The sequence below is a fragment of the Kribbella voronezhensis genome, from assembly GCF_004365175.1.
Taxonomy (GTDB): Bacteria; Actinomycetota; Actinomycetes; order Propionibacteriales; family Kribbellaceae; genus Kribbella; species Kribbella voronezhensis.
Window position 1 is genome coordinate 2,967,368 of the sequence record NZ_SOCE01000001.1, and the last position, 15,938, is coordinate 2,983,305.

At 67.1% G+C, this 15,938-nt stretch carries 21 protein-coding genes and 1 riboswitch; of the genes, 9 read left to right on the top strand and 12 right to left on the bottom strand.

Annotated features, from left to right (window positions below; all coding sequences use genetic code 11):
• Positions 1 to 5: 5 nt before the first annotated feature.
• The 4 genes from EV138_RS13555 to EV138_RS13570 all read right to left on the bottom strand — a co-directional run bounded on the left by EV138_RS13555 (position 6) and on the right by EV138_RS13570 (position 1,884).
• Complete coding sequence (locus EV138_RS13555; RefSeq protein WP_133979212.1) at positions 6 to 587, bottom strand: carboxymuconolactone decarboxylase family protein; 582 nt, start codon at positions 585 to 587, stop codon at positions 6 to 8.
• A complete protein-coding gene (locus EV138_RS13560) occupies positions 577 to 900 on the bottom strand; it encodes a hypothetical protein (protein ID WP_133979214.1) in 324 nt (107 codons plus the stop codon). Before EV138_RS13560 ends, EV138_RS13555 begins: the two co-directional genes overlap by 11 nt.
• Before the next feature lie 83 nt (positions 901 to 983).
• Positions 984 to 1,430 (bottom strand): AAA family ATPase, encoded by a 447-nt coding sequence (locus tag EV138_RS13565; RefSeq protein ID WP_133979216.1) that lies wholly within the window; start codon positions 1,428 to 1,430, stop codon positions 984 to 986.
• A 67-nt stretch (positions 1,431 to 1,497) separates the two neighbouring features.
• Positions 1,498 to 1,884, bottom strand: a complete 387-nt coding sequence (locus tag EV138_RS13570; protein ID WP_133979218.1) for a VOC family protein — start codon at positions 1,882 to 1,884, stop codon at positions 1,498 to 1,500.
• Positions 1,885 to 1,959: 75 nt separating this feature from the next.
• On the opposite strand from EV138_RS13570, the gene EV138_RS13575 reads away from it, so the two are divergent.
• Both EV138_RS13575 and EV138_RS13580 read left to right on the top strand, forming a co-directional pair.
• Positions 1,960 to 2,436, top strand: a complete 477-nt coding sequence (locus EV138_RS13575) for an NUDIX hydrolase (protein WP_133979220.1) — start codon at positions 1,960 to 1,962, stop codon at positions 2,434 to 2,436.
• Positions 2,437 to 2,485: 49 nt separating this feature from the next.
• Positions 2,486 to 3,085, top strand: a complete 600-nt coding sequence (locus tag EV138_RS13580) for a GNAT family N-acetyltransferase (RefSeq protein ID WP_133979222.1) — start codon at positions 2,486 to 2,488, stop codon at positions 3,083 to 3,085.
• 64 nt (positions 3,086 to 3,149) lie between these two features.
• On the opposite strand, the gene EV138_RS13585 is transcribed toward EV138_RS13580, so the two are convergent.
• The 3 genes from EV138_RS13585 to EV138_RS13595 all read right to left on the bottom strand — a co-directional run bounded on the left by EV138_RS13585 (position 3,150) and on the right by EV138_RS13595 (position 5,809).
• Complete coding sequence (locus EV138_RS13585) at positions 3,150 to 3,998, bottom strand: carbon-nitrogen hydrolase family protein (RefSeq protein WP_202866710.1); 849 nt, start codon at positions 3,996 to 3,998, stop codon at positions 3,150 to 3,152.
• 352 nt (positions 3,999 to 4,350) lie between these two features.
• Positions 4,351 to 4,914, bottom strand: coding sequence for a DinB family protein (locus EV138_RS13590; RefSeq protein WP_133979226.1), 564 nt, complete (start codon positions 4,912 to 4,914; stop codon positions 4,351 to 4,353).
• Between the two features lie 52 nt (positions 4,915 to 4,966).
• Complete coding sequence (locus tag EV138_RS13595; protein WP_166678581.1) at positions 4,967 to 5,809, bottom strand: phosphotransferase enzyme family protein; 843 nt, start codon at positions 5,807 to 5,809, stop codon at positions 4,967 to 4,969.
• A gap of 115 nt (positions 5,810 to 5,924) precedes the next feature.
• Here EV138_RS13595 and EV138_RS13600 point away from each other — a divergent pair, with 115 nt between their 5' ends.
• Positions 5,925 to 6,803: a nucleotide excision repair endonuclease gene (locus EV138_RS13600; RefSeq protein WP_133979230.1), complete on the top strand. Its 879-nt coding sequence runs from the start codon at positions 5,925 to 5,927 to the stop codon at positions 6,801 to 6,803.
• On the opposite strand, the gene EV138_RS13605 is transcribed toward EV138_RS13600, so the two are convergent.
• Both EV138_RS13605 and EV138_RS13610 read right to left on the bottom strand, forming a co-directional pair.
• The gene (locus tag EV138_RS13605; protein ID WP_238158116.1) at positions 6,780 to 7,436 is read right to left on the bottom strand and encodes a tyrosine-protein phosphatase; all 657 of its coding nucleotides are present in this window, start codon (positions 7,434 to 7,436) and stop codon (positions 6,780 to 6,782) included. The two genes, EV138_RS13600 and EV138_RS13605, sit on opposite strands and share 24 nt — an antisense overlap.
• Positions 7,433 to 8,233, bottom strand: coding sequence for a DinB family protein (locus EV138_RS13610; protein WP_133979234.1), 801 nt, complete (start codon positions 8,231 to 8,233; stop codon positions 7,433 to 7,435). Before EV138_RS13610 ends, EV138_RS13605 begins: the two co-directional genes overlap by 4 nt.
• Positions 8,234 to 8,286: 53 nt before the next feature.
• Here EV138_RS13610 and EV138_RS13615 point away from each other — a divergent pair, with 53 nt between their 5' ends.
• Positions 8,287 to 9,153, top strand: coding sequence for a TolB family protein (locus EV138_RS13615; RefSeq protein ID WP_133979237.1), 867 nt, complete (start codon positions 8,287 to 8,289; stop codon positions 9,151 to 9,153).
• On the opposite strand, the gene EV138_RS13620 is transcribed toward EV138_RS13615, so the two are convergent.
• Positions 9,150 to 10,547 (bottom strand): MFS transporter, encoded by a 1,398-nt coding sequence (locus EV138_RS13620; protein WP_238158420.1) that lies wholly within the window; start codon positions 10,545 to 10,547, stop codon positions 9,150 to 9,152. The two genes, EV138_RS13615 and EV138_RS13620, sit on opposite strands and share 4 nt — an antisense overlap.
• 121 nt (positions 10,548 to 10,668) lie before the next feature.
• Between EV138_RS13620 and EV138_RS13625 the strand changes: the two genes are divergently transcribed.
• From EV138_RS13625 to EV138_RS13635, 3 genes are all read left to right on the top strand, one after another.
• Positions 10,669 to 11,352 (top strand): TetR/AcrR family transcriptional regulator, encoded by a 684-nt coding sequence (locus EV138_RS13625; RefSeq protein ID WP_133979240.1) that lies wholly within the window; start codon positions 10,669 to 10,671, stop codon positions 11,350 to 11,352.
• Between the two features lie 43 nt (positions 11,353 to 11,395).
• Positions 11,396 to 11,950: a DUF6058 family natural product biosynthesis protein gene (locus EV138_RS13630; protein ID WP_133979242.1), complete on the top strand. Its 555-nt coding sequence runs from the start codon at positions 11,396 to 11,398 to the stop codon at positions 11,948 to 11,950.
• 129 nt (positions 11,951 to 12,079) lie between these two features.
• Complete coding sequence (locus EV138_RS13635) at positions 12,080 to 12,262, top strand: YegP family protein (protein ID WP_133979244.1); 183 nt, start codon at positions 12,080 to 12,082, stop codon at positions 12,260 to 12,262.
• 58 nt (positions 12,263 to 12,320) lie between these two features.
• Here EV138_RS13635 and EV138_RS13640 read toward each other — a convergent pair whose 3' ends face one another.
• On the bottom strand, positions 12,321 to 12,683 hold the full coding sequence (locus EV138_RS13640) for a YciI family protein (protein ID WP_133979246.1): 363 nt from the start codon (positions 12,681 to 12,683) through the stop codon (positions 12,321 to 12,323).
• Between the two features lie 161 nt (positions 12,684 to 12,844).
• Between EV138_RS13640 and EV138_RS13645 the strand changes: the two genes are divergently transcribed.
• Together EV138_RS13645 and EV138_RS13650 are read left to right on the top strand one after the other, a co-directional pair.
• Positions 12,845 to 13,801, top strand: coding sequence for a pyridoxal-phosphate dependent enzyme (locus EV138_RS13645; protein ID WP_133979248.1), 957 nt, complete (start codon positions 12,845 to 12,847; stop codon positions 13,799 to 13,801).
• A 271-nt stretch (positions 13,802 to 14,072) separates the two neighbouring features.
• Positions 14,073 to 14,265: riboswitch (cyclic di-AMP (ydaO/yuaA leader) on the top strand.
• Positions 14,265 to 15,113 carry a C40 family peptidase gene (locus EV138_RS13650; protein ID WP_133979249.1) on the top strand — a complete coding sequence of 283 codons (849 nt, stop codon included), beginning with the start codon at positions 14,265 to 14,267 and terminating at the stop codon, positions 15,111 to 15,113. Its footprint overlaps the riboswitch before it by 1 nt.
• A 121-nt stretch (positions 15,114 to 15,234) precedes the next feature.
• Here the strand turns inward: EV138_RS13650 and EV138_RS13655 are convergent, their stop codons facing one another.
• A complete protein-coding gene (locus EV138_RS13655; RefSeq protein WP_133979251.1) occupies positions 15,235 to 15,891 on the bottom strand; it encodes a response regulator in 657 nt (218 codons plus the stop codon).
• Positions 15,892 to 15,938: the final 47 nt, after the last annotated feature.

Sequence of the window (15,938 nt, forward strand, 5' to 3'; positions counted from 1 at the left end):
GGTGATTACTGGTAGCCGCGTTTCAGCAGGTATTTGGCGCCTGCTTCGAAGGCTTCAGGGGTCAATTGTGCGAAGCCGAAGGTGTCTGCGAGGCGGTTTGTGGTGTTGAAGGATGCGCAGACGGCCAGGGCGTCTTTGAGTTGCTGAGGTGAGGCACCGGCGGCGAGGGCTGCTTGCATGTCCTCGGCCGTCACCGTTCCCTCTTGGGTGAGTTTGCCGAGGATTCGGAGGGTTGCGCGGAGTGGTTCGTCGACGGGCGCTGAATCCAGGTCGTCGAGAACGGCTGCTACGCGTGATCCGTCTGCGTAGGCTTGGCCCGCGGTTGCCGTATGGGCGCTGATGCAGAACGCCGAATTGTTCACCTTGGAGACGTAAGCGGCCATCAATTCGCGGTCGGCGACGGACCAGGCGGACGGCCCGCGCATCGCTTCGTGCGTGAATTTCTTGGCGAGGGTGCCGTAGAAGTCGGGGCGGTAGAAGACCAGCTTCGCGGCGTCCGGTACTGGTTGACGCGAAAACAAGCGGATCATCGCGAAGAGCATCTTGGTGCCGCGGCTGTAGCCGTGGTTGAGGATGTCAAGACGCATTGCCGTGCCTCCCCTCGGCTGCTGCCAGGGCGGCGAGTCCGGTTTCATAGAGCCGGGAGGACTGGCCGACCGCCGCGCAGATCACCAACTCGAAGAGTTCGTCTTCGGTGCAGCCGGCCGCCTTTGCCGCTGCAAGGTCGTGCTCCGTGACCTCGGTCGGCCTGTTGGCGACTTTGTCGATCAAGGTGTCCAACGGCGCAGACAGACCGTGATTGCTGAAGGCGCGTGCTCGCTGGTCCGCGGAGGCTCTCCCGTCACCGTTGAGGATTCGATCCACCAAGGCTTGCTGCGCTGCTTGTTTCTGGTCCGGCATGGTTGCGCCGCCTTCTTTCCAGTTCGAGTTGACTGTCCAATCTGTAGACGATCGGCACGCCGCAGAATCGACAGGTGAGCGAATCAGTGCGCGGCGATCAGGCTCTCGATGGCGTCGGCGAGGTCGGACACCGGCCGGCGGCCGTCCAGCTCGAGGGTCGCTCCGCGCCGGAGTACGGGCTCGACGGTTTCGACGTACTGCGCGATCTCGGCCCGCTGCTCGGCGGTTCTGCCGTACGGATTGTTCGTCCGGCGGCTTACCCGCTCGATGAGGGTGTCGAGTGGCGCGCTGAGCAGGGCGATCTGCTCGAAGCGGTCGTAGAAGCGGCCTTGATTCTCGACCGTTCCTGAAATGACGATGTCGGAATTATGTGCCAGCAATTGGTCCATTCGTGCCTCGTCCCAGGTGCCGTCGGGTCGCACCCATCCGTCATAGTCGGTGTCGACCGTGAGACGACCTCGCCGCCGAAGCTCGTCGAGGACGGTGGTCTTTCCCGCGCCGGACATACCGGTCAGCAGAACCCGCGCCATGTCAGCGACCGTAGCAAGTCCGACCCCACTTCGGTCACACGCTCCACGCGCTGTCCGTCCGCGTGAACTACTGAATCTTGGCGACGATTTCCACGAGGGTGCCGTCGGGGTCGCGGAGTAGGGCGTTGCGATTGCCGTTTCCGGAGTCGCGAGGCGGCTGGACGGCTGGTACGCCGGCGGCGGTGAGGTCGGCGTACGCGGTGTCGACGTCGTCGGTCCACACGACGAAGGCCATCGCGGGCGTTCCCGGTGAGGCGTCGACCCCGTGGGCCCTCTTGGCCGCCTCGACTGTGCCGAGACCGAGGGTGAACCCGTTAAGACGGAGCTCGACGTGCTCGGGAGTGCCGTCGACCGGAGTACGAAAAGTCTCCTCGAAGCCGAGGAGATCCCGGTAGAACCGAACCCCGGCCTCGATGTCCCGGGTATAGAGGTTGACCAGCGCTCCGACGTACATGCCGGAAATATACCGACGAGCCCGTCACCTGGCCTCGCGTCTACGTTGCGACCGGGGGCGGGTTAGCGTGCGGGGGTGAGTTTTCGGTTGGCTGCGTATGCGGTGTGTGTGGTGGGTGGGCGGGTTTTGCTGGCTCGGTATGTGTCGCCGCGGGGGGATGGGTCGTGGTGGACGTTGCCGGGTGGGCAGGTGGAGCACGGGGAGGATCCGTTTGATGCGGTGATCCGGGAGGTGGCGGAGGAGACCGGGTGTCAGGGGGTGGTCGAGCGGTTGCTGGGGGTGGATTCGCGGGTGATTCCGGCCGCTGAGAGGACTGTGCCGGGTGGGGGTGAGCATCAGAATGTGGGGATCTTCTACGCCGTGCGGATCACCGGTGGGGAGCTCAGGCCGGAGCCGAACGGGGAGACTGCCGAGTCGGTGTGGACGCCGATCGCCGAGGTGAAGGGGCTGCATCGGTCGTCGCTGGTGGATGTCGGGATCGCGCTGGCGGAGGGGCGGCCCGCTACCGGGCATGTCGATCCCGTCGCCGTGGGCGGTTTGATCCGGCATTGACAGTGGTTTTCGGACGGGGATCGTCCGGAAAGGGATCTACCTTGGTGGTATGGCCAAGGTGACGGTGGTGGCGGAGGAGCTCACGGTCCGGGCGCTGGGGCCCGAGACGTGGGATGCGTTTGCGGAGCTGGTGGGGCGGCACAACGGGGTGTGGGGTGGGTGCTGGTGTACCTGGTTCCACACGATGCACGCCGAGAAGACGCACACGGTTGAAGGCAATCGGGCGCTCAAGGAGCAACTCGTCAAGGAAGGGCGGGCGCATGCGGCCGTGGTGTTCGACGGCGAGGTCGCGGTCGGCTGGTGCCAGTACGGGCCGCCCGCCGAGTTGCCGAACATCAAACACCGCAAGGATTACGAGGGCGGCCTCGTCGAGCCGCCGGACTATCGGCTGACCTGCTTCTTCATCGACACGCGGTACCGGCGCCAGGGCGTGGCGGAGGTCGCACTGCGCGGCGCCTTGGGGCTGATCGCGCAAGCGGGCGGCGGAGTGGTCGAGGCGTACCCGCAGGTCACCGATGGCAGGAAGATCACCGCCTCGTTCCTCTACAGCGTGACTCGAAACTTCTTCGAGGAGGCTGGATTCACCTACTTGCGCCCGATCGGCAAGAACCACTGCGTGATGAGCAAGTCGGTCGCCCCGGCGGGATGAACCCCGTACGACGAGGCAGGAGACCTCGTACGACGGCGTCCCGTCGTACGAGGTCTCCCCGAGCTCAGGAAGTGATCCGGGAGCGGGCCTGGTGCCGCCAGTTGCGGGCGGCCGGGGGTAGCTCGTCGTCGCGGCTCAGGTCGGCGACCGCGATCGCCGGGCGACTGTCGGACGGGCCTTGGGCGATCCAGTCGCCCATGTTGTCGATCACGCCGGCGTCGATGTTGGAGTCCGGGTTGGCGGCGACCGCGAGGCTGACCCAGTAGCAGTTCGCCGCGGCGTGCCCACGCGCCTCCGTCGCGGCCCGATCGTTGCCTGGCGCACCGTTCGTCGAGTAGGAGACCAGTACGCCGTCGACGTCGAGCCGGTCGTATTCGGTGAACAGCTCCGGGAAGTGCACGTCCATCCCCAGCGCCAGGCCGATCCGGTAGCCGTCGATCTCGATCGTCACCGGCTTCTTACCAGGCGTGTACATGTAGGTGATCTTGGTCGTCGAGAGCGTGCGTTCGTCGTACCGCGCGACGAGCTTGCCCTGGTCGGACACGACGTACGCGCTGTTGTGCGGCCGGGAGTCAGGCAGTTGGTGCACCGACGGGATGACGGTCCAGATCCCCAGTTCGCCGGACAGGGTGGCGATCTGGTCCAGTTCCTCCTGCAGCACGGACCACTCGGCCTTGGTCCAGTCGGACGGTCCGAGCTCGTCCGGGCCGAGCTCGGACATCACGTATTTGTTGGGGAAACAGAGCGCACCCTCGGGGAAGTGCGCCAGGCGGGCGCCCGCGTCGGCCGCCTCCTTCATGAATCGGCGGACCTCCGCTCCGCTGGCGCGCAGCCCGTCGACGTCGGTGGGGTCCTCGCGAACCGTCGACTGGGCGACGGCGATGCGCAGGACGGTCTGAGTGAGTTCCGGCATGTCTTCTCCTGATGGAGTCGGACGGAAGTGCCGAAGGGCAGCAGTGTAGGACTCGCCGGTCTTGGCCGCGCGGGCGCGAACCCGTCGCTTGAAGTTCCTGTGCGCTGTCATCTGGCCTTCCACGCACTCGCACGCGACCCCCCAGCGATCCCGTCCGAGGCGACTGACCAGGACGAGCGGCCCGAGATCCGAGATCCCTTTGCCTTCTCAAGGAGACCAGGCTGGGGCCGGTCAACGAAGGTGAGGCGCGGGCCGCGCCAGGACCCACATCCTTCCCGACCGAGGCCGCCGCCGTCAAACCTCTCGCCGACCGGCGTGTCGCCGGAATCCCTTACCAGGCGTCGGTTTGGCGTCATCGAAAACCGTCCGCGATCGCTTGGACGATCCCGTACTGCGAGTCGCCGGCGACCGCGTCGTTGCCGGCACCGGTCCGCCCGTCGATCAACTCCCGGACGATGTCGGCATGACCGGCATGCTGCGCCGTCTCACCGGCCATCCTGATCAACAGCACACCGAGCGTGGTCTGCTGGCGGCCGACGGCCCAATGCGCGACATGCCCCGGACTGTCCAGGTTCAGTTCGGCAACGGTGAGGTCGGCATGAGCACAAGCCTGCCGGTAGACGCCGACGATGTAGTCGCTCGATTCGTCGGCCGTCGCCCACATATCGATCTCGTCGTACGGATCGTCGCGGAACCACGACGGCCGCTCGACCGGCGGACGACCGAAGGACGCGCCGAGATAGCCGTACTCGAGCCCGGCCAGATGCTTGACCAGCCCGAGCAGGTTCGTCCCGGACGGAGTCAACGGACGGCGTCGGTCGTACTCCGACAGGCCGGCCACCTTGGTCAGCATCACCGCCCGGCTCGAGCGCAGCAGCCCGAGCAGTTCGCCCTTGAGGTTTGCCGGATCCACCATGCCCACGGACCTTAGGCGAGGCCGCCGACAAAACCTGTCGGACAGCGGTTGATCAGCGGGCGAGCCAGGCCTGGGCTCGGGTGCCGTGGTAGTCGAGGTAGTCCTGGGGAAGCGGGCCGGTCGCCGTCGCCAGCGAGAGGTTCAATTGGTGCAGACCTCTCGCGACGATCAGCCCGCTCATCATGGTGTCCGAGATGTCCGGCCAGGAGCGGATCGTCGAGTAGCCGTCGCGGAATGCCTCGGTCATGGCGGTGCGGTCGTCGCGTCGGCCGAAGGCGGCGAGGGTGATGGAGATGTCCTGTTCCGGGAAACCGAGAACAAGGTCCTGGAAGTCGATCGGCACGGGACCAAGACCTGGAGCTTCGATGACGTTGGCGGGGGTGAGGTCGCCGTGGATCAGCTGCGGAGTTCGATCGGTCCACAGTTCATCGATCAACGCCTGAACGCTGTTCCGCGCCTCGCTGAGCGCCTTGCCGTGTGTGGGTACGTCGCCCAGGCGGTCGGGCAGCAGCCAGTAGAGCACCTTGTCCGCACGCAGTACGTCGGCATCACGCAGTACGAAGGTATGCAGCCGCGCCATCAGCTGGCCCAGCATGCGAGCGCGAGCCGGACCGAGGCGCGTACGGAGGGACCGCCCGCGGATCCAGGTGAACAACACACACGTCCGCGGCCGACCGTCCGCGTCGTTCACGACAACCATCGGCTCACCGGACGAGGCCAGTACGACGTCAGGTACCGCCAGTCCGTCAGCGACCAGAGCGCGCTGCCATGCCGCCTCTGCCCGAGCCGTGCCCTCCGCGTGGATCCGCAACACAGGCCCGACCCGAAGCGCAAAGGTGCCCTCCGCCGCCTCGACGCGGTAGACCGTGTTGAACGACTCCGCGGCGCGAGTCACCCGACGTACCTCAACGGGAAACTCCCGCAGGGCGGCAAATGCGAGCTCCCGCTCCGGGTTCACAGCGCTCCTTCGGTGGATAAGCTTGGCAGCCGAGCATAGATTGCGAGTCGCGATGGGCGAGCCGGACCACTGGGGCAAAGCAGGTCTCGCCGTACTACGTGCCGCGTCCAAGGACGCTCCTCGCCAACCGGGCGTCTATCTCTTCCTTGGCGAAGGCAACGAAATCCTCTACGTGGGCAAGGCCGGCAACCTCAGCCGGCGCCTTCACCAGCACGCGGCGGCCGAACCATCGGGATCGCAGCTGCATCAACGCTACGACCTCGTACGCCGAGTCGCTTGGGAACTCGCCGACGACGAAGAGGCCGCGGTCTGGCGGGAAGCGGACCTGATCTTCGCACTCCGGCCGCCGTTCAACGCCAACACGGGTCTCCGCGCGACCGACCCCGCCGCGACCGAAGCACCCGCGCCGTACATCGTCGTCCGCGAGGTGGCGCCGGGCCTGCTCAGTTTCACCTTGGAGCCTGTGGTCCCCAAGGAAGGTCGTGCTTACGGTTGCTTTCCACACTTGGGCAAAGGCGTCGCCTCCCGCCTCGGCATCGCCTGCAGCGACGGCTACACCGCGCTCTTGCGGTTGCTCTGGGCGGCAGCGGACGAAGGCAGCCACATGCCCGCAGCCATCACCAGGTCGGCGCCACCGTCGTACAAGGTGTCGGCTCCGCCAGGCGACGGCTTGCAGCGCCTTCTCTCCGGTATGAACTCTCGCCTCGCGGGCGAGTTGCTTCAGGCCGCGTTCCATCGACCAGAGTTCATGCAGCCGGCCCTGCGCCGCGACCACGATGCCGTACTGCGCTTCTTCGCCGCCGGCCCCCAACTCCTCCGTACCCGCCGCCTGCGTCACCAGGTACGAACCCGAGTCCTCACCCCAGAAACCTACAAACACCTTGTTTACAAGGAAATCAGCCCAGTACTAGCCCAAGCGAGCGGCGAGTGACATGAACTGCTCGTCCGTCGCGCCGCCGCCGCGAAGGTAGGCAGCCGTCCCTCCGTAGCGGCTCTGGAGATGATCCAAACTCCGGCTGATGGTTTCACCCCGGGGCGCAGCCAACTCGGGCAGTGCGTAACTGTCAGCACTCAGGGCAGGACTGGCCACATAGTCGGCGGCAATAGCCCTCACCGGTACGCCGACCAGGTGAAGGACGAGAGCTATGACCAGCCCAGTTCGGTCCTTCCCCGCATGGCAGGCGACCACTACGCAACCAGGCGGCGCTTCGGCCACGGCTGCGATCGCCGCGGCGAACCGTTCCGGCGATCCGTCGAGCAACAGGCGGTACTGCTCGGACAGCTCCGACGTCGAGACGTCCGGGCCCTCGGGATCGATCAGCGGCACGTTCAGCCAGAACGGATCGTCGGCGAACGGCGACGGGTACTTCTCGCATTCCCAGGCGCTGCGCAGGTCGACGATCCTGCTCACCCCGGCCGCGTGGACCGCTGCGATGCCGCCTTCGTCGAGCTGATCCAGGTTGTCGCTGCGTACCAGTGCTCCGGTACGGATGCGGGCGCCGTCGGCCGTCGGCGTACCACCGAGGTCGCGGGCGTTCTTGCACAGCGGCCAGTCCAGCGTCACGTGGCGAGCTCCAGGAGAGCTAGGTCGCGTTCGGTGTAGAGGCGGTGTTCCCATTCTTCGTTGAGGACTATATGGAGGCAGTCCTTGAAGGGGAAGCCTTCCAGGACAGGCCAGCCGGGGGCTGTCTGAGAGACCGAAGAGGCGAGTTGGGTGTCGGTGAGGGAGGCGAGGACGTCGCGGACCGTTGTCTGGCGGGCGGCGCGGACGGCGAGGACTTCGTCGAGGGAAGGGCGGGCCTCGCGGTCCCAGGGGATGCCTTCCCAGCCGGGAGCCTCGTCCCAGGGGAGGTCCAGCGGGTGCCAGGGCGAGGGGTTGCCGAGGATCATCCGGCCGACCCAGGCCGCGGTGGCGAAGTTGAGGTGCCGCAAGGTCTGGATGAAGGACCACTCGTCGTTGACGCTGCGGTGCAGTGCCTCCTCGGGGAAGGTCCGCGCCCGCTCCACAGTGTCCTCCCACAACCGTTCGAGGATCGCCCACGCCGCCCGGAACCCCTCGGCGTCCGCGGGATGCATCTTGGCCCGCTCGGGCATCCGGCGGTTCAGCTCGGCCTCGACCAGCGGACCGATGTCGACCCCGTTCACCTGGACGTTCTGTAGTTCGCCGTAGATCTCGACGTCCACCAGTTCCACACCAAGGAGCCGGGTGCGGTGGAGCGAGGTGCCGCGGATCGTCGCATCGTCGAAGTCCGATGCGCGCAGCTTGGCACCGGTGAGATCCACCTCGGAGAAGGCGGAGTCGCGCAGATTCACCCGCTCGAAGCGGCTCCCGCTGAGATCCTGGTCGCGAAATTCGGTCATGGCCCGACGGTAGACCCGGTTTCCGACGATCTGCGTCCGGATAAGTTGGGGACATGCGCACTCTCCGCCCCGGTCAGCGAGCCGAGCTGTACGTCGTGGACGTCGCCACCAACGAGCGGCGCCTGGTCCACGAGTCGTCCACGCTGTTGTTCGAGGCACCCAACTGGACGGGCGACTGGCTGATCGTCAACGGCGACGGGAACCTGTACCGGATCCCCGTCGACGGCGGCGACCTCGAGCAGCTGGAGCTCGGCGGCGTACCGGCGGTCAACAACGACCATGTGGTGAGCCCGGACGGCGACACGGTGTACGTGTCGGCCGAGGACGGACACCTGTACGCCGTACCGCTGGCCGGTGGTTCACCGCGCAAGGTGAGCAACGACCGTGGGCCGGAGTTTCACCATTACCTGCACGGGATCTCGCCCGACGGCCGGACGCTCGCGTACATCGGTCTGGAAAACAGGGCCGACGGCAACAGAATCACCAACGTCTACACGATCCCGGCGGCCGGCGGCGCCGACGTACAGGTCACTGACGACGAGTACGCCGACGACGGTTCGGAGTACGGGCCGGACGGCCGGTGGATCTACTTCAACTCGGAGCGGGCCTCGACGACACCGGGGCACGCTCAGCTGTTCAGGATCGCCGGCGACGAGCTCGAGCAACTCACCTTCGACGAGCGGGTCAACTGGTTCCCGCACCCGGCGCCGGACGGATCGATGGTCGCCTACGTCAGCTTCCCGCCCGGCACCCTCGGTCATCCCGAAGACATCGACGACGTACGTGTCCGGCTGCTCCCGTCCGGCGGCGGTTCACCTCGGGACCTGGCCACTCTCTTCGGTGGCCAAGGCACGATGAACGTCCCCAGCTGGTCCCCCGACAGCACCCGACTCGCGTACGTCGCCTATCCAGTGGACTAAGCAGCAGCTGCTGCCTCGGTGAGCTGCTCGGCCGTCGGCTGCAGCTGCGGAGAAGCCAGAGTCAGTACTACGTTGGCGACGGCGAAGGCGGCGGCCACCAGCAGGCCGCGCTGGAATCCCTCGACCAGCGCCTGCTGCTGCGCGACACCGTGCGTCAGAGCATCCGTAGTACGGCTGATCGACAGCGTGGTGACGATAGCGAGCCCGAGCGCTCCACCGACCTGGTACATGGCGTTCACGACACCGGAGGCCGCGCCGGCTTCGTGGTGCTCCACCTCGGACACCGCGGTGATCTGCCCCGGTACGCCCACGCCGATGATGCCGAATCCGAAGATGATCAGTCCTGGGAGCAATTGACTCGGGTAGCTGCCTACTGCGTCCGCCTGGGACAGCAGGAGCAGGCCGACGACGCTGAGCGCGGCACCGGAGAGCTGCACGGTCCGGGTACCGACCTTCTGGACCAGCTGTGACGCAAGGATCGCTCCGACGATCGCAGCCCCGCCCATGGGCAGGAAGTGCACACCGGCTTGCAGTGCCGAGTCGCCGCGGACCTGCTGCAGGTAGATCGCGGTCAGGAAGAACATGGAGAGGAACCCGGCGCCGTTCAGCGCCAGCGAGGCACCCGAGACACTGAGTGCGCGGGACCGGAACAGCCGCAGCGGTACGAGCGGTGCCTTCGACCGCGCCTCCACCAGCACAAAGGCGATCAGTAGAGCCACACCGCCGATGAGGAACGTCAGCACCTCACCCGAGCCCCACCCCTTCGGCTCGGAGCGAACCACGCCGTACACGACGGCCAGCAGACCCGCAGTACCGAGTACTGCGCCTGCCGTGTCGAACGTGCGATCGCGTCCCTCGTTGTGCCGGGTGTCGCGGACGAACACCGGGATCAGCGCGACCAGAGCGAGCACGATCGGCACGTTGACGAAGAAGACCCATTGCCAGCTGAGCGAATCGACCAGTACGCCGCCGGCCACGACGCCGAGCGTGCCACCGAGGCCGGCGAGCCCACCCCACACTCCCATCGCGATGTTGCGTTCACGACCGTGCGCGAACGTCACGGTCAAGATCGCCAGTGCCGCTGGCGACAACAGAGCCCCACCGAGGCCTTGCACCGCCCGGGCGCCGATCAGGAACTCCGGCGAGTTCGACAGGCCCGCGATCAGCGAGGTCGCACCGAAGAGGAGGAGGCCGGCGATGAAGACCCGGCGCGGGCCGAGCAGGTCGGACATCCGGCCGCCGAGCAGCAGGAAGCCGCCGAAGAGCAGCGTGTAGGCGTTGATCACCCACTGCAGGCTGTCGGCGGAGAAGTTCAGATCGGCCTGGATGTGCGGCAACGCGACGTTCACGATCGTCACGTCCAGCACCACGATGAATTGCGCTAGGGCCAACACGGCGAGTGTCGCCCACGGACTGCGTCGCATGCCTACCTCACAGGAGAGAGTTGTCTACGTTGTATGTATACGTTGTATGCGTACTCCGTAGACGTTAAGTCTACGTTGTACACTTGTCAACGTGGCGACGATCAGCAAAGAGACCGCGAGGCGGCTCGACCCGGAGAAACTGGCGGCCAGCGCGCTGGCCCTGGCCGACACCGAGGGGCTCGAAGCGGTCACCATCAGACGGCTGGCCCAGCAGCACGAGGTCACCCCGATGGCGCTCTACCGCCACTTCAGCGACAAGGACGACCTGCTGGCCGCGATCGGCGACCGGATGCTGGCCGATATCGTCCTGCCGGAACCGACCGACGAGCGCTGGGACGTCCAGTTGCGGGCGATCCTGACCGCCTTCGTCGCCGCGCTCCGCCCGCATCCGAAGGTCGCGCAACTGGCGCTGTTCCGCATCCTCGTCACCGAGCCGGGACTGGCGCTGGCCGAGCGCACGATGGAACTGCTCACCGAGGCAGGCTTCTCCGTGGACGACGCCGCCGAGGTCGGCCGCCAGTCGCTCTGCTCGCTGATCACCCTCGTCACAGCGGAGCCGGGATCCGCCGAGGTCACCGATCCGATCGGGCGCGAGGACGCCCTCCGCGCCAAGCGTGCGGCGCTGGCCGCCCTGCCGCCCCGGCGTTACCCGCTGATCACTGCTGCCGCCGACGTCCTCGTCTGCCCGACCTCCACCGACGCGTACTACGACCTCGGCATCGACCTCGCGGTCGCCGGAATCTGCGGCGTCCTGACCGATCGGCAGCAGCGGTAACACTTCGGCCGTCGGCGAAGCAACGCGGGTTTAGCTTCGGGGCATGAGTCAGGAAGCGTTGGCGGCCAGGTTCCGCGAGGTCAATGGTGAGCATCCGATGAGCGCCGAGGACGATGCTTACGTCAATCGCCAGTACCGCGTGCTGGCCGAGCTTTGCGCGGAGCACGGTCGCGATCCGGACGACGTACGGCGGTTGATGCTGGCCGGTGAGCTCCCGCTCCCCGGCTATCTGCGCTCGGACGGTGCCGAGATGGTGCCGGCCGATCTGTTCGAGTTGCCCGACCAGGTCGGGCCCGGCGATCTGCACGCCTGGTTCGTCGCACAGTGGGAGGACATTGCCGAGGGCAACGAAGAGTGGGAGGCGTACTTGAGCGGTCAGTACGTCTGCCTGCATTCGGTCACACCGGCGACGATCCAGCGCAAAGGTGAGCTGATCCAGGCGATCGACGCGACCACCGACCCGGCCGCGCTCAAGCCGCTGGTCGACGAACTGGACGAACTCGAGCCCGAGTTCACCGGCTACGACCGGCTCCGCTTCGGCGGCCCGGTCTCCCGCGACACCCACATCACCGCGATCCGGGAGCGGCTCGACTCCTGAGGACGAGGTGCCGGGCGTTCGGCGAACGTAGTGCTGGGCGGGCGTACGGCGTACGAAGTGTCGGGCGGTCGTTCGGCGGTCCCGGGTCTAGGCTCCGGTTGGTAACCGGTTGATGACACGGGAGGTTTCATGGCGGGCAAGTTCGAGCTGTACGAGGACAAGTCGGGCGGGTTCCGGTTCCGGCTGAAGGCCGGGAACGGCGAGGTGATCGCGACCAGCGAGAGCTACAAGACCAAGGCCGGCGCGATGAACGGGATCGAGTCGATCAAGACGAACGCCCCCGGGGCGAACGTCGACGACCAGACCTCTTGAGCAGTCCGAACGGCAGGACCTCCCGCGGGCGGTCCTGCCGTTTCGCAGCTCCGGACGGCTACAGGCCGACCTCGTGGACGACCTCGCGGACCTCCACACCGAGCCCCTCGATGCTCGCGTCGGGGATCATCGCGGCCAGTTCGTAGGCGCGCTCCCTGCTCGCGACGTCGATCAGGTAGTAGCCGGCCAGGAACTCCTTCGACTCCAGGAACGGCCCGTCCGTCACCGCCGGTACGCCGTCGCGCACCTTGACGACCGCGGTCTTGGCCGGTTCCGCGAGCGCTGCGGTGCTGTGGAACTCGCCCGACTCCTGGGTGAGTGCCATGAACTTCTCGTGACCGCTGAAGATCGCCTGCTGCTCTTCCTCGGTCAGCGCCGCCAGCACGTCGGGGTTGATGTTCAGGACCAGTAGGTATTTCACGGTGTCTCCTTCACCCTCGGCTCCCCCGGCGGGAACCGCTCATCATCAGTACGGAACCGGCTGAGCGTTCTTGACATGCCGATGCTACGAACCCTGGCGGTCACGGTCGCGCTCGTGAGTCGGAGACGCCGGGATCTCTTGCTGACGGTAGATTTCGCGACATGCTCAGCCTCGAGGACGTCCGGGAAGCCGCCCAGCGGATCGAAGGCGTGGCGCACCGGACTCCGGTGATCACGTCACGGACGTTGAACGAGCGCGTCGGCGCCGAGGTGTTCCTCAAGGCGGAGAACCTGCAGCGGATCGGGGCGTTCAAGTTCCGGGGCGCCTACAACGCGATCAGCCGGCTGAGCCCCGAGCAACTCGGGCGCGGCGTCGCGGCGTACTCGTCGGGGAACCACGCGCAGGCGGTCGCGTTGGCGGCGGCACTCGCGGGGACGAGCGCGGTCATCCTGATGCCCGAGGACGCGCCGCCGACGAAGGTCGCCGCGACCAAGGGGTACGGCGCCGAGGTGGTCACCTACGACCGGTACACCGGGGACCGTACGGCGCTCGCGACCCAGCTGGCCGAGGAACGCGGGGTGACCTTGATCCCGCCGTACGACCACTACGACGTGATGGCCGGGCAGGGCACGGTCGCGCTCGAGCTGATCGAGGAGGTCGGGCAGCTCGGGGCACTGCTTGCCCCGATCGGGGGTGGCGGGCTGATCGCCGGCTGCGCGACGGCTGCCACCGCGCTCTGCCCCGGTCTCCGGGTGATCGGGGTCGAGCCCGAGGCGGGCGACGACACGGCCCGATCGCTGGCCGCCGGTGAGCGGGTCCAGATCGGCGTACCGCGGACGATCGCCGACGGGCAGGCCATCCCGATTCCGGGCGAGCTCACGTTCGAGATCAACCGGCGGCTGCTGGCCGGCGTCGAACTGGTCAGCGACGACGAGATCCGGGCCGCGATGGTGTTCGCATTCGAGCGGCTGAAGCTGGTGCTCGAACCGAGTGGCGCCTGTGCGCTGGCCGCGCTGCTGGCCGGGCGGATCCAGGACCTCCCCGACCGGGTCGGCGTGGTGCTTTCAGGCGGGAACGTGGGGCTGGAACGCTTCCTGGAGCTGCTCGCCGAGAGCTGAATCGGACCAGCACTCAGCGGCCTCTGAGTACTCACTGTGGTCGTTGTCACAGAGAGCCATCATGAAATGTGAGCCAGGTCACACGAATTCGCTGGACGCCCGCCTGAGCGCCGCTCAGACAGCCTCAGGACACCAGGTGTTCACCGGAGGTCCTTGACCCGTCAGAGACCCATTTGAGGGCTTTTCGGAGGGTGTCTGTGGATTTGAGGGTTTGCGTCGTGACCGTTCTGTTATACAGTCGTCGGCGGTTCGACAAATGAGACGAACTGCAGGTGTGTCAACGCCGAGTCCTGCCAGGCGCACCTGTTCCCCTCGAACAACCATGGCAGGAGTGGGGGACCCAGGAGGTTGGGGTCCGACCGTGAGTGGTCGGGTCCCTGGGGTGAAGTCCGCGGGAGCGGACCGGGCTATCGACTCTCAGCCCGAACCCGACAGCTAACTCCGCAGGCGTCGGGAGACAACCATGCCCGTCACCGTCCGACGGACAGCGCTGCCTGCTGTCAGTCACCAGAGCGAGTCCAGTACCCGGCCCACCGGTCGCATCCTGGCCAAGCACCGCAAGACCACCAAGTCCGCGGCCGCCCCGCGTGCCGCAGCCGCCGTCCTCTCGGTCGGCCTCGCCGTCAGCGGCGGAGCGATCCTCACCGTCGCCGGCACCCCTACGACCGCCTCGGCGGCCACCAGCAAGACCACCTCGGCCGCGTGGGCCCGGGGTAACAAGCCGGTCTCCACGAAGCCGCTGCTTCGCTACGCCGACGCCGGCTCCGCCGTTCGCTACGTGCAGCGCTCGCTGGACGTCCCGGCCGGTGGTTGGTACGGCTCCGCCACTCGTACGGCGGTCGCCAAGTTCCAGCGCCGGGTGGGCCTGCCCCGCACCGGCACCATGACCGTGAACACCTGGCGTTCGCTGTTCTACGCCGCGAGCCACGGTCTGCTGCACGGCGGTACCGGGAGCAGCTCCACCTTCCAGGCCCGCGTCCTGCGGGAAGCGGCCAAGCTCAAGGGCACGCCGTACCGCTACGGCGGCACGACCACCCGCGGCCTGGACTGCTCGGGCTACACCGGTCTCGTCTACAAGCGCGCCGGCAAGAAGCTCCCCCGTACGTCGCGCCAGCAGTACAGCGCCACGAGGCACTTGAGCCGCAGGTCCGCCAAGCCTGGCGACCTGGTGTTCTTCAAGAGCGGTGGCGGCAGCGTGTACCACGTCGGCATCTACGCCGGCGGCAACATGCTGTGGCACGCCTCGAGGCCGGGCCGCCCGGTCGCGAAGGCAAAGATCTGGAGCAGCAACGTGGCCTTCGGCCGCGCCTGATCCTGCATCACGTCAGCGAGACCCGTCTCCCCCCACGGGTCGCTGACCTGGAACCGGTCGCGAGTCGCCGCCCCCACCCCTCCGGCGACTCGCGGCCGGTTTCCCTTCTCTACAAGGCGTTTCAGGTGTCCAGCAGGCCCGCGTCATGGGCGAGGATCGCGACCTGGACCCGGTTGGTGGCATCGAGTTTCACCAGCACCCGCGACACGTGCGCCTTCACGGTCGCCTCGCTCATGAACAACTGCTTGCCGATGTCGGCATTGGACAGGCCCTGAGCGACCGCGGCCAGCACCTCCTTCTCGCGATCGGTCAGTGACGTCAGCCGCTCCCGCGCCACCCGCCGCCGATCGGTCCGCTGATCCGCCGCGAAGTGCCCGATCAACCGCCGGGTCACGGCGGGCGACAACATCGCGTCCCCGGCTGCGACGACGCGAACAGCTTGCACGAGCTCGCGCGGCGGCGTGTCCTTCAACAGGAACCCACTCGCCCCGGCCTGCAACGCCCGGAACACATAGTCGTCCAGATCGAACGTCGTCAGGACTACGACCTTCGGCGGCTCGGGCAACTCCTGCACGGCCCGCGTGGCGGCAAGTCCGTCGAGCTTCGGCATCCGGATGTCCATCAGCACCACGTCCGGGCGATGCTCGCGCACCATCGCGACCGCGTCGGCGCCGTCCTCGGCCTCGGCGACGACCTCGAGGTCGTCGGCCGACTCGAGGATCATCTTGAGTCCGGCCCGGACCAGCGCCTCGTCGTCCACGATCAGCAGCCGCGTCATCCTTCTCCTTCGTCGATGTCGTCGGTGTCATCGGTCTTGTCGGTGGC

What these genes read in the sequence shown, in the direction of transcription:
- EV138_RS13555 (WP_133979212.1), bottom strand. Translation starts at nt 587, where the DNA reads ATGCGTCTTGACATCCTCAACCACGGCTACAGCCGCGGCACCAAGATG.
- EV138_RS13560 (WP_133979214.1), bottom strand. Translation starts at nt 900, where the DNA reads ATGCCGGACCAGAAACAAGCAGCGCAGCAAGCCTTGGTGGATCGAATC.
- EV138_RS13565 (WP_133979216.1), bottom strand. Translation starts at nt 1,430, where the DNA reads ATGGCGCGGGTTCTGCTGACCGGTATGTCCGGCGCGGGAAAGACCACC.
- EV138_RS13570 (WP_133979218.1), bottom strand. Translation starts at nt 1,884, where the DNA reads ATGTACGTCGGAGCGCTGGTCAACCTCTATACCCGGGACATCGAGGCC.
- EV138_RS13580 (WP_133979222.1), top strand. Translation starts at nt 2,486, where the DNA reads ATGGCCAAGGTGACGGTGGTGGCGGAGGAGCTCACGGTCCGGGCGCTG.
- EV138_RS13585 (WP_202866710.1), bottom strand. Translation starts at nt 3,998, where the DNA reads ATGCCGGAACTCACTCAGACCGTCCTGCGCATCGCCGTCGCCCAGTCG.
- EV138_RS13590 (WP_133979226.1), bottom strand. Translation starts at nt 4,914, where the DNA reads ATGGTGGATCCGGCAAACCTCAAGGGCGAACTGCTCGGGCTGCTGCGC.
- EV138_RS13600 (WP_133979230.1), top strand. Translation starts at nt 5,925, where the DNA reads ATGGGCGAGCCGGACCACTGGGGCAAAGCAGGTCTCGCCGTACTACGT.
- EV138_RS13610 (WP_133979234.1), bottom strand. Translation starts at nt 8,233, where the DNA reads ATGACCGAATTTCGCGACCAGGATCTCAGCGGGAGCCGCTTCGAGCGG.
- EV138_RS13615 (WP_133979237.1), top strand. Translation starts at nt 8,287, where the DNA reads ATGCGCACTCTCCGCCCCGGTCAGCGAGCCGAGCTGTACGTCGTGGAC.
- EV138_RS13630 (WP_133979242.1), top strand. Translation starts at nt 11,396, where the DNA reads ATGAGTCAGGAAGCGTTGGCGGCCAGGTTCCGCGAGGTCAATGGTGAG.
- EV138_RS13635 (WP_133979244.1), top strand. Translation starts at nt 12,080, where the DNA reads ATGGCGGGCAAGTTCGAGCTGTACGAGGACAAGTCGGGCGGGTTCCGG.
- EV138_RS13645 (WP_133979248.1), top strand. Translation starts at nt 12,845, where the DNA reads ATGCTCAGCCTCGAGGACGTCCGGGAAGCCGCCCAGCGGATCGAAGGC.
- EV138_RS13650 (WP_133979249.1), top strand. Translation starts at nt 14,265, where the DNA reads ATGCCCGTCACCGTCCGACGGACAGCGCTGCCTGCTGTCAGTCACCAG.
- EV138_RS13655 (WP_133979251.1), bottom strand. Translation starts at nt 15,891, where the DNA reads ATGACGCGGCTGCTGATCGTGGACGACGAGGCGCTGGTCCGGGCCGGA.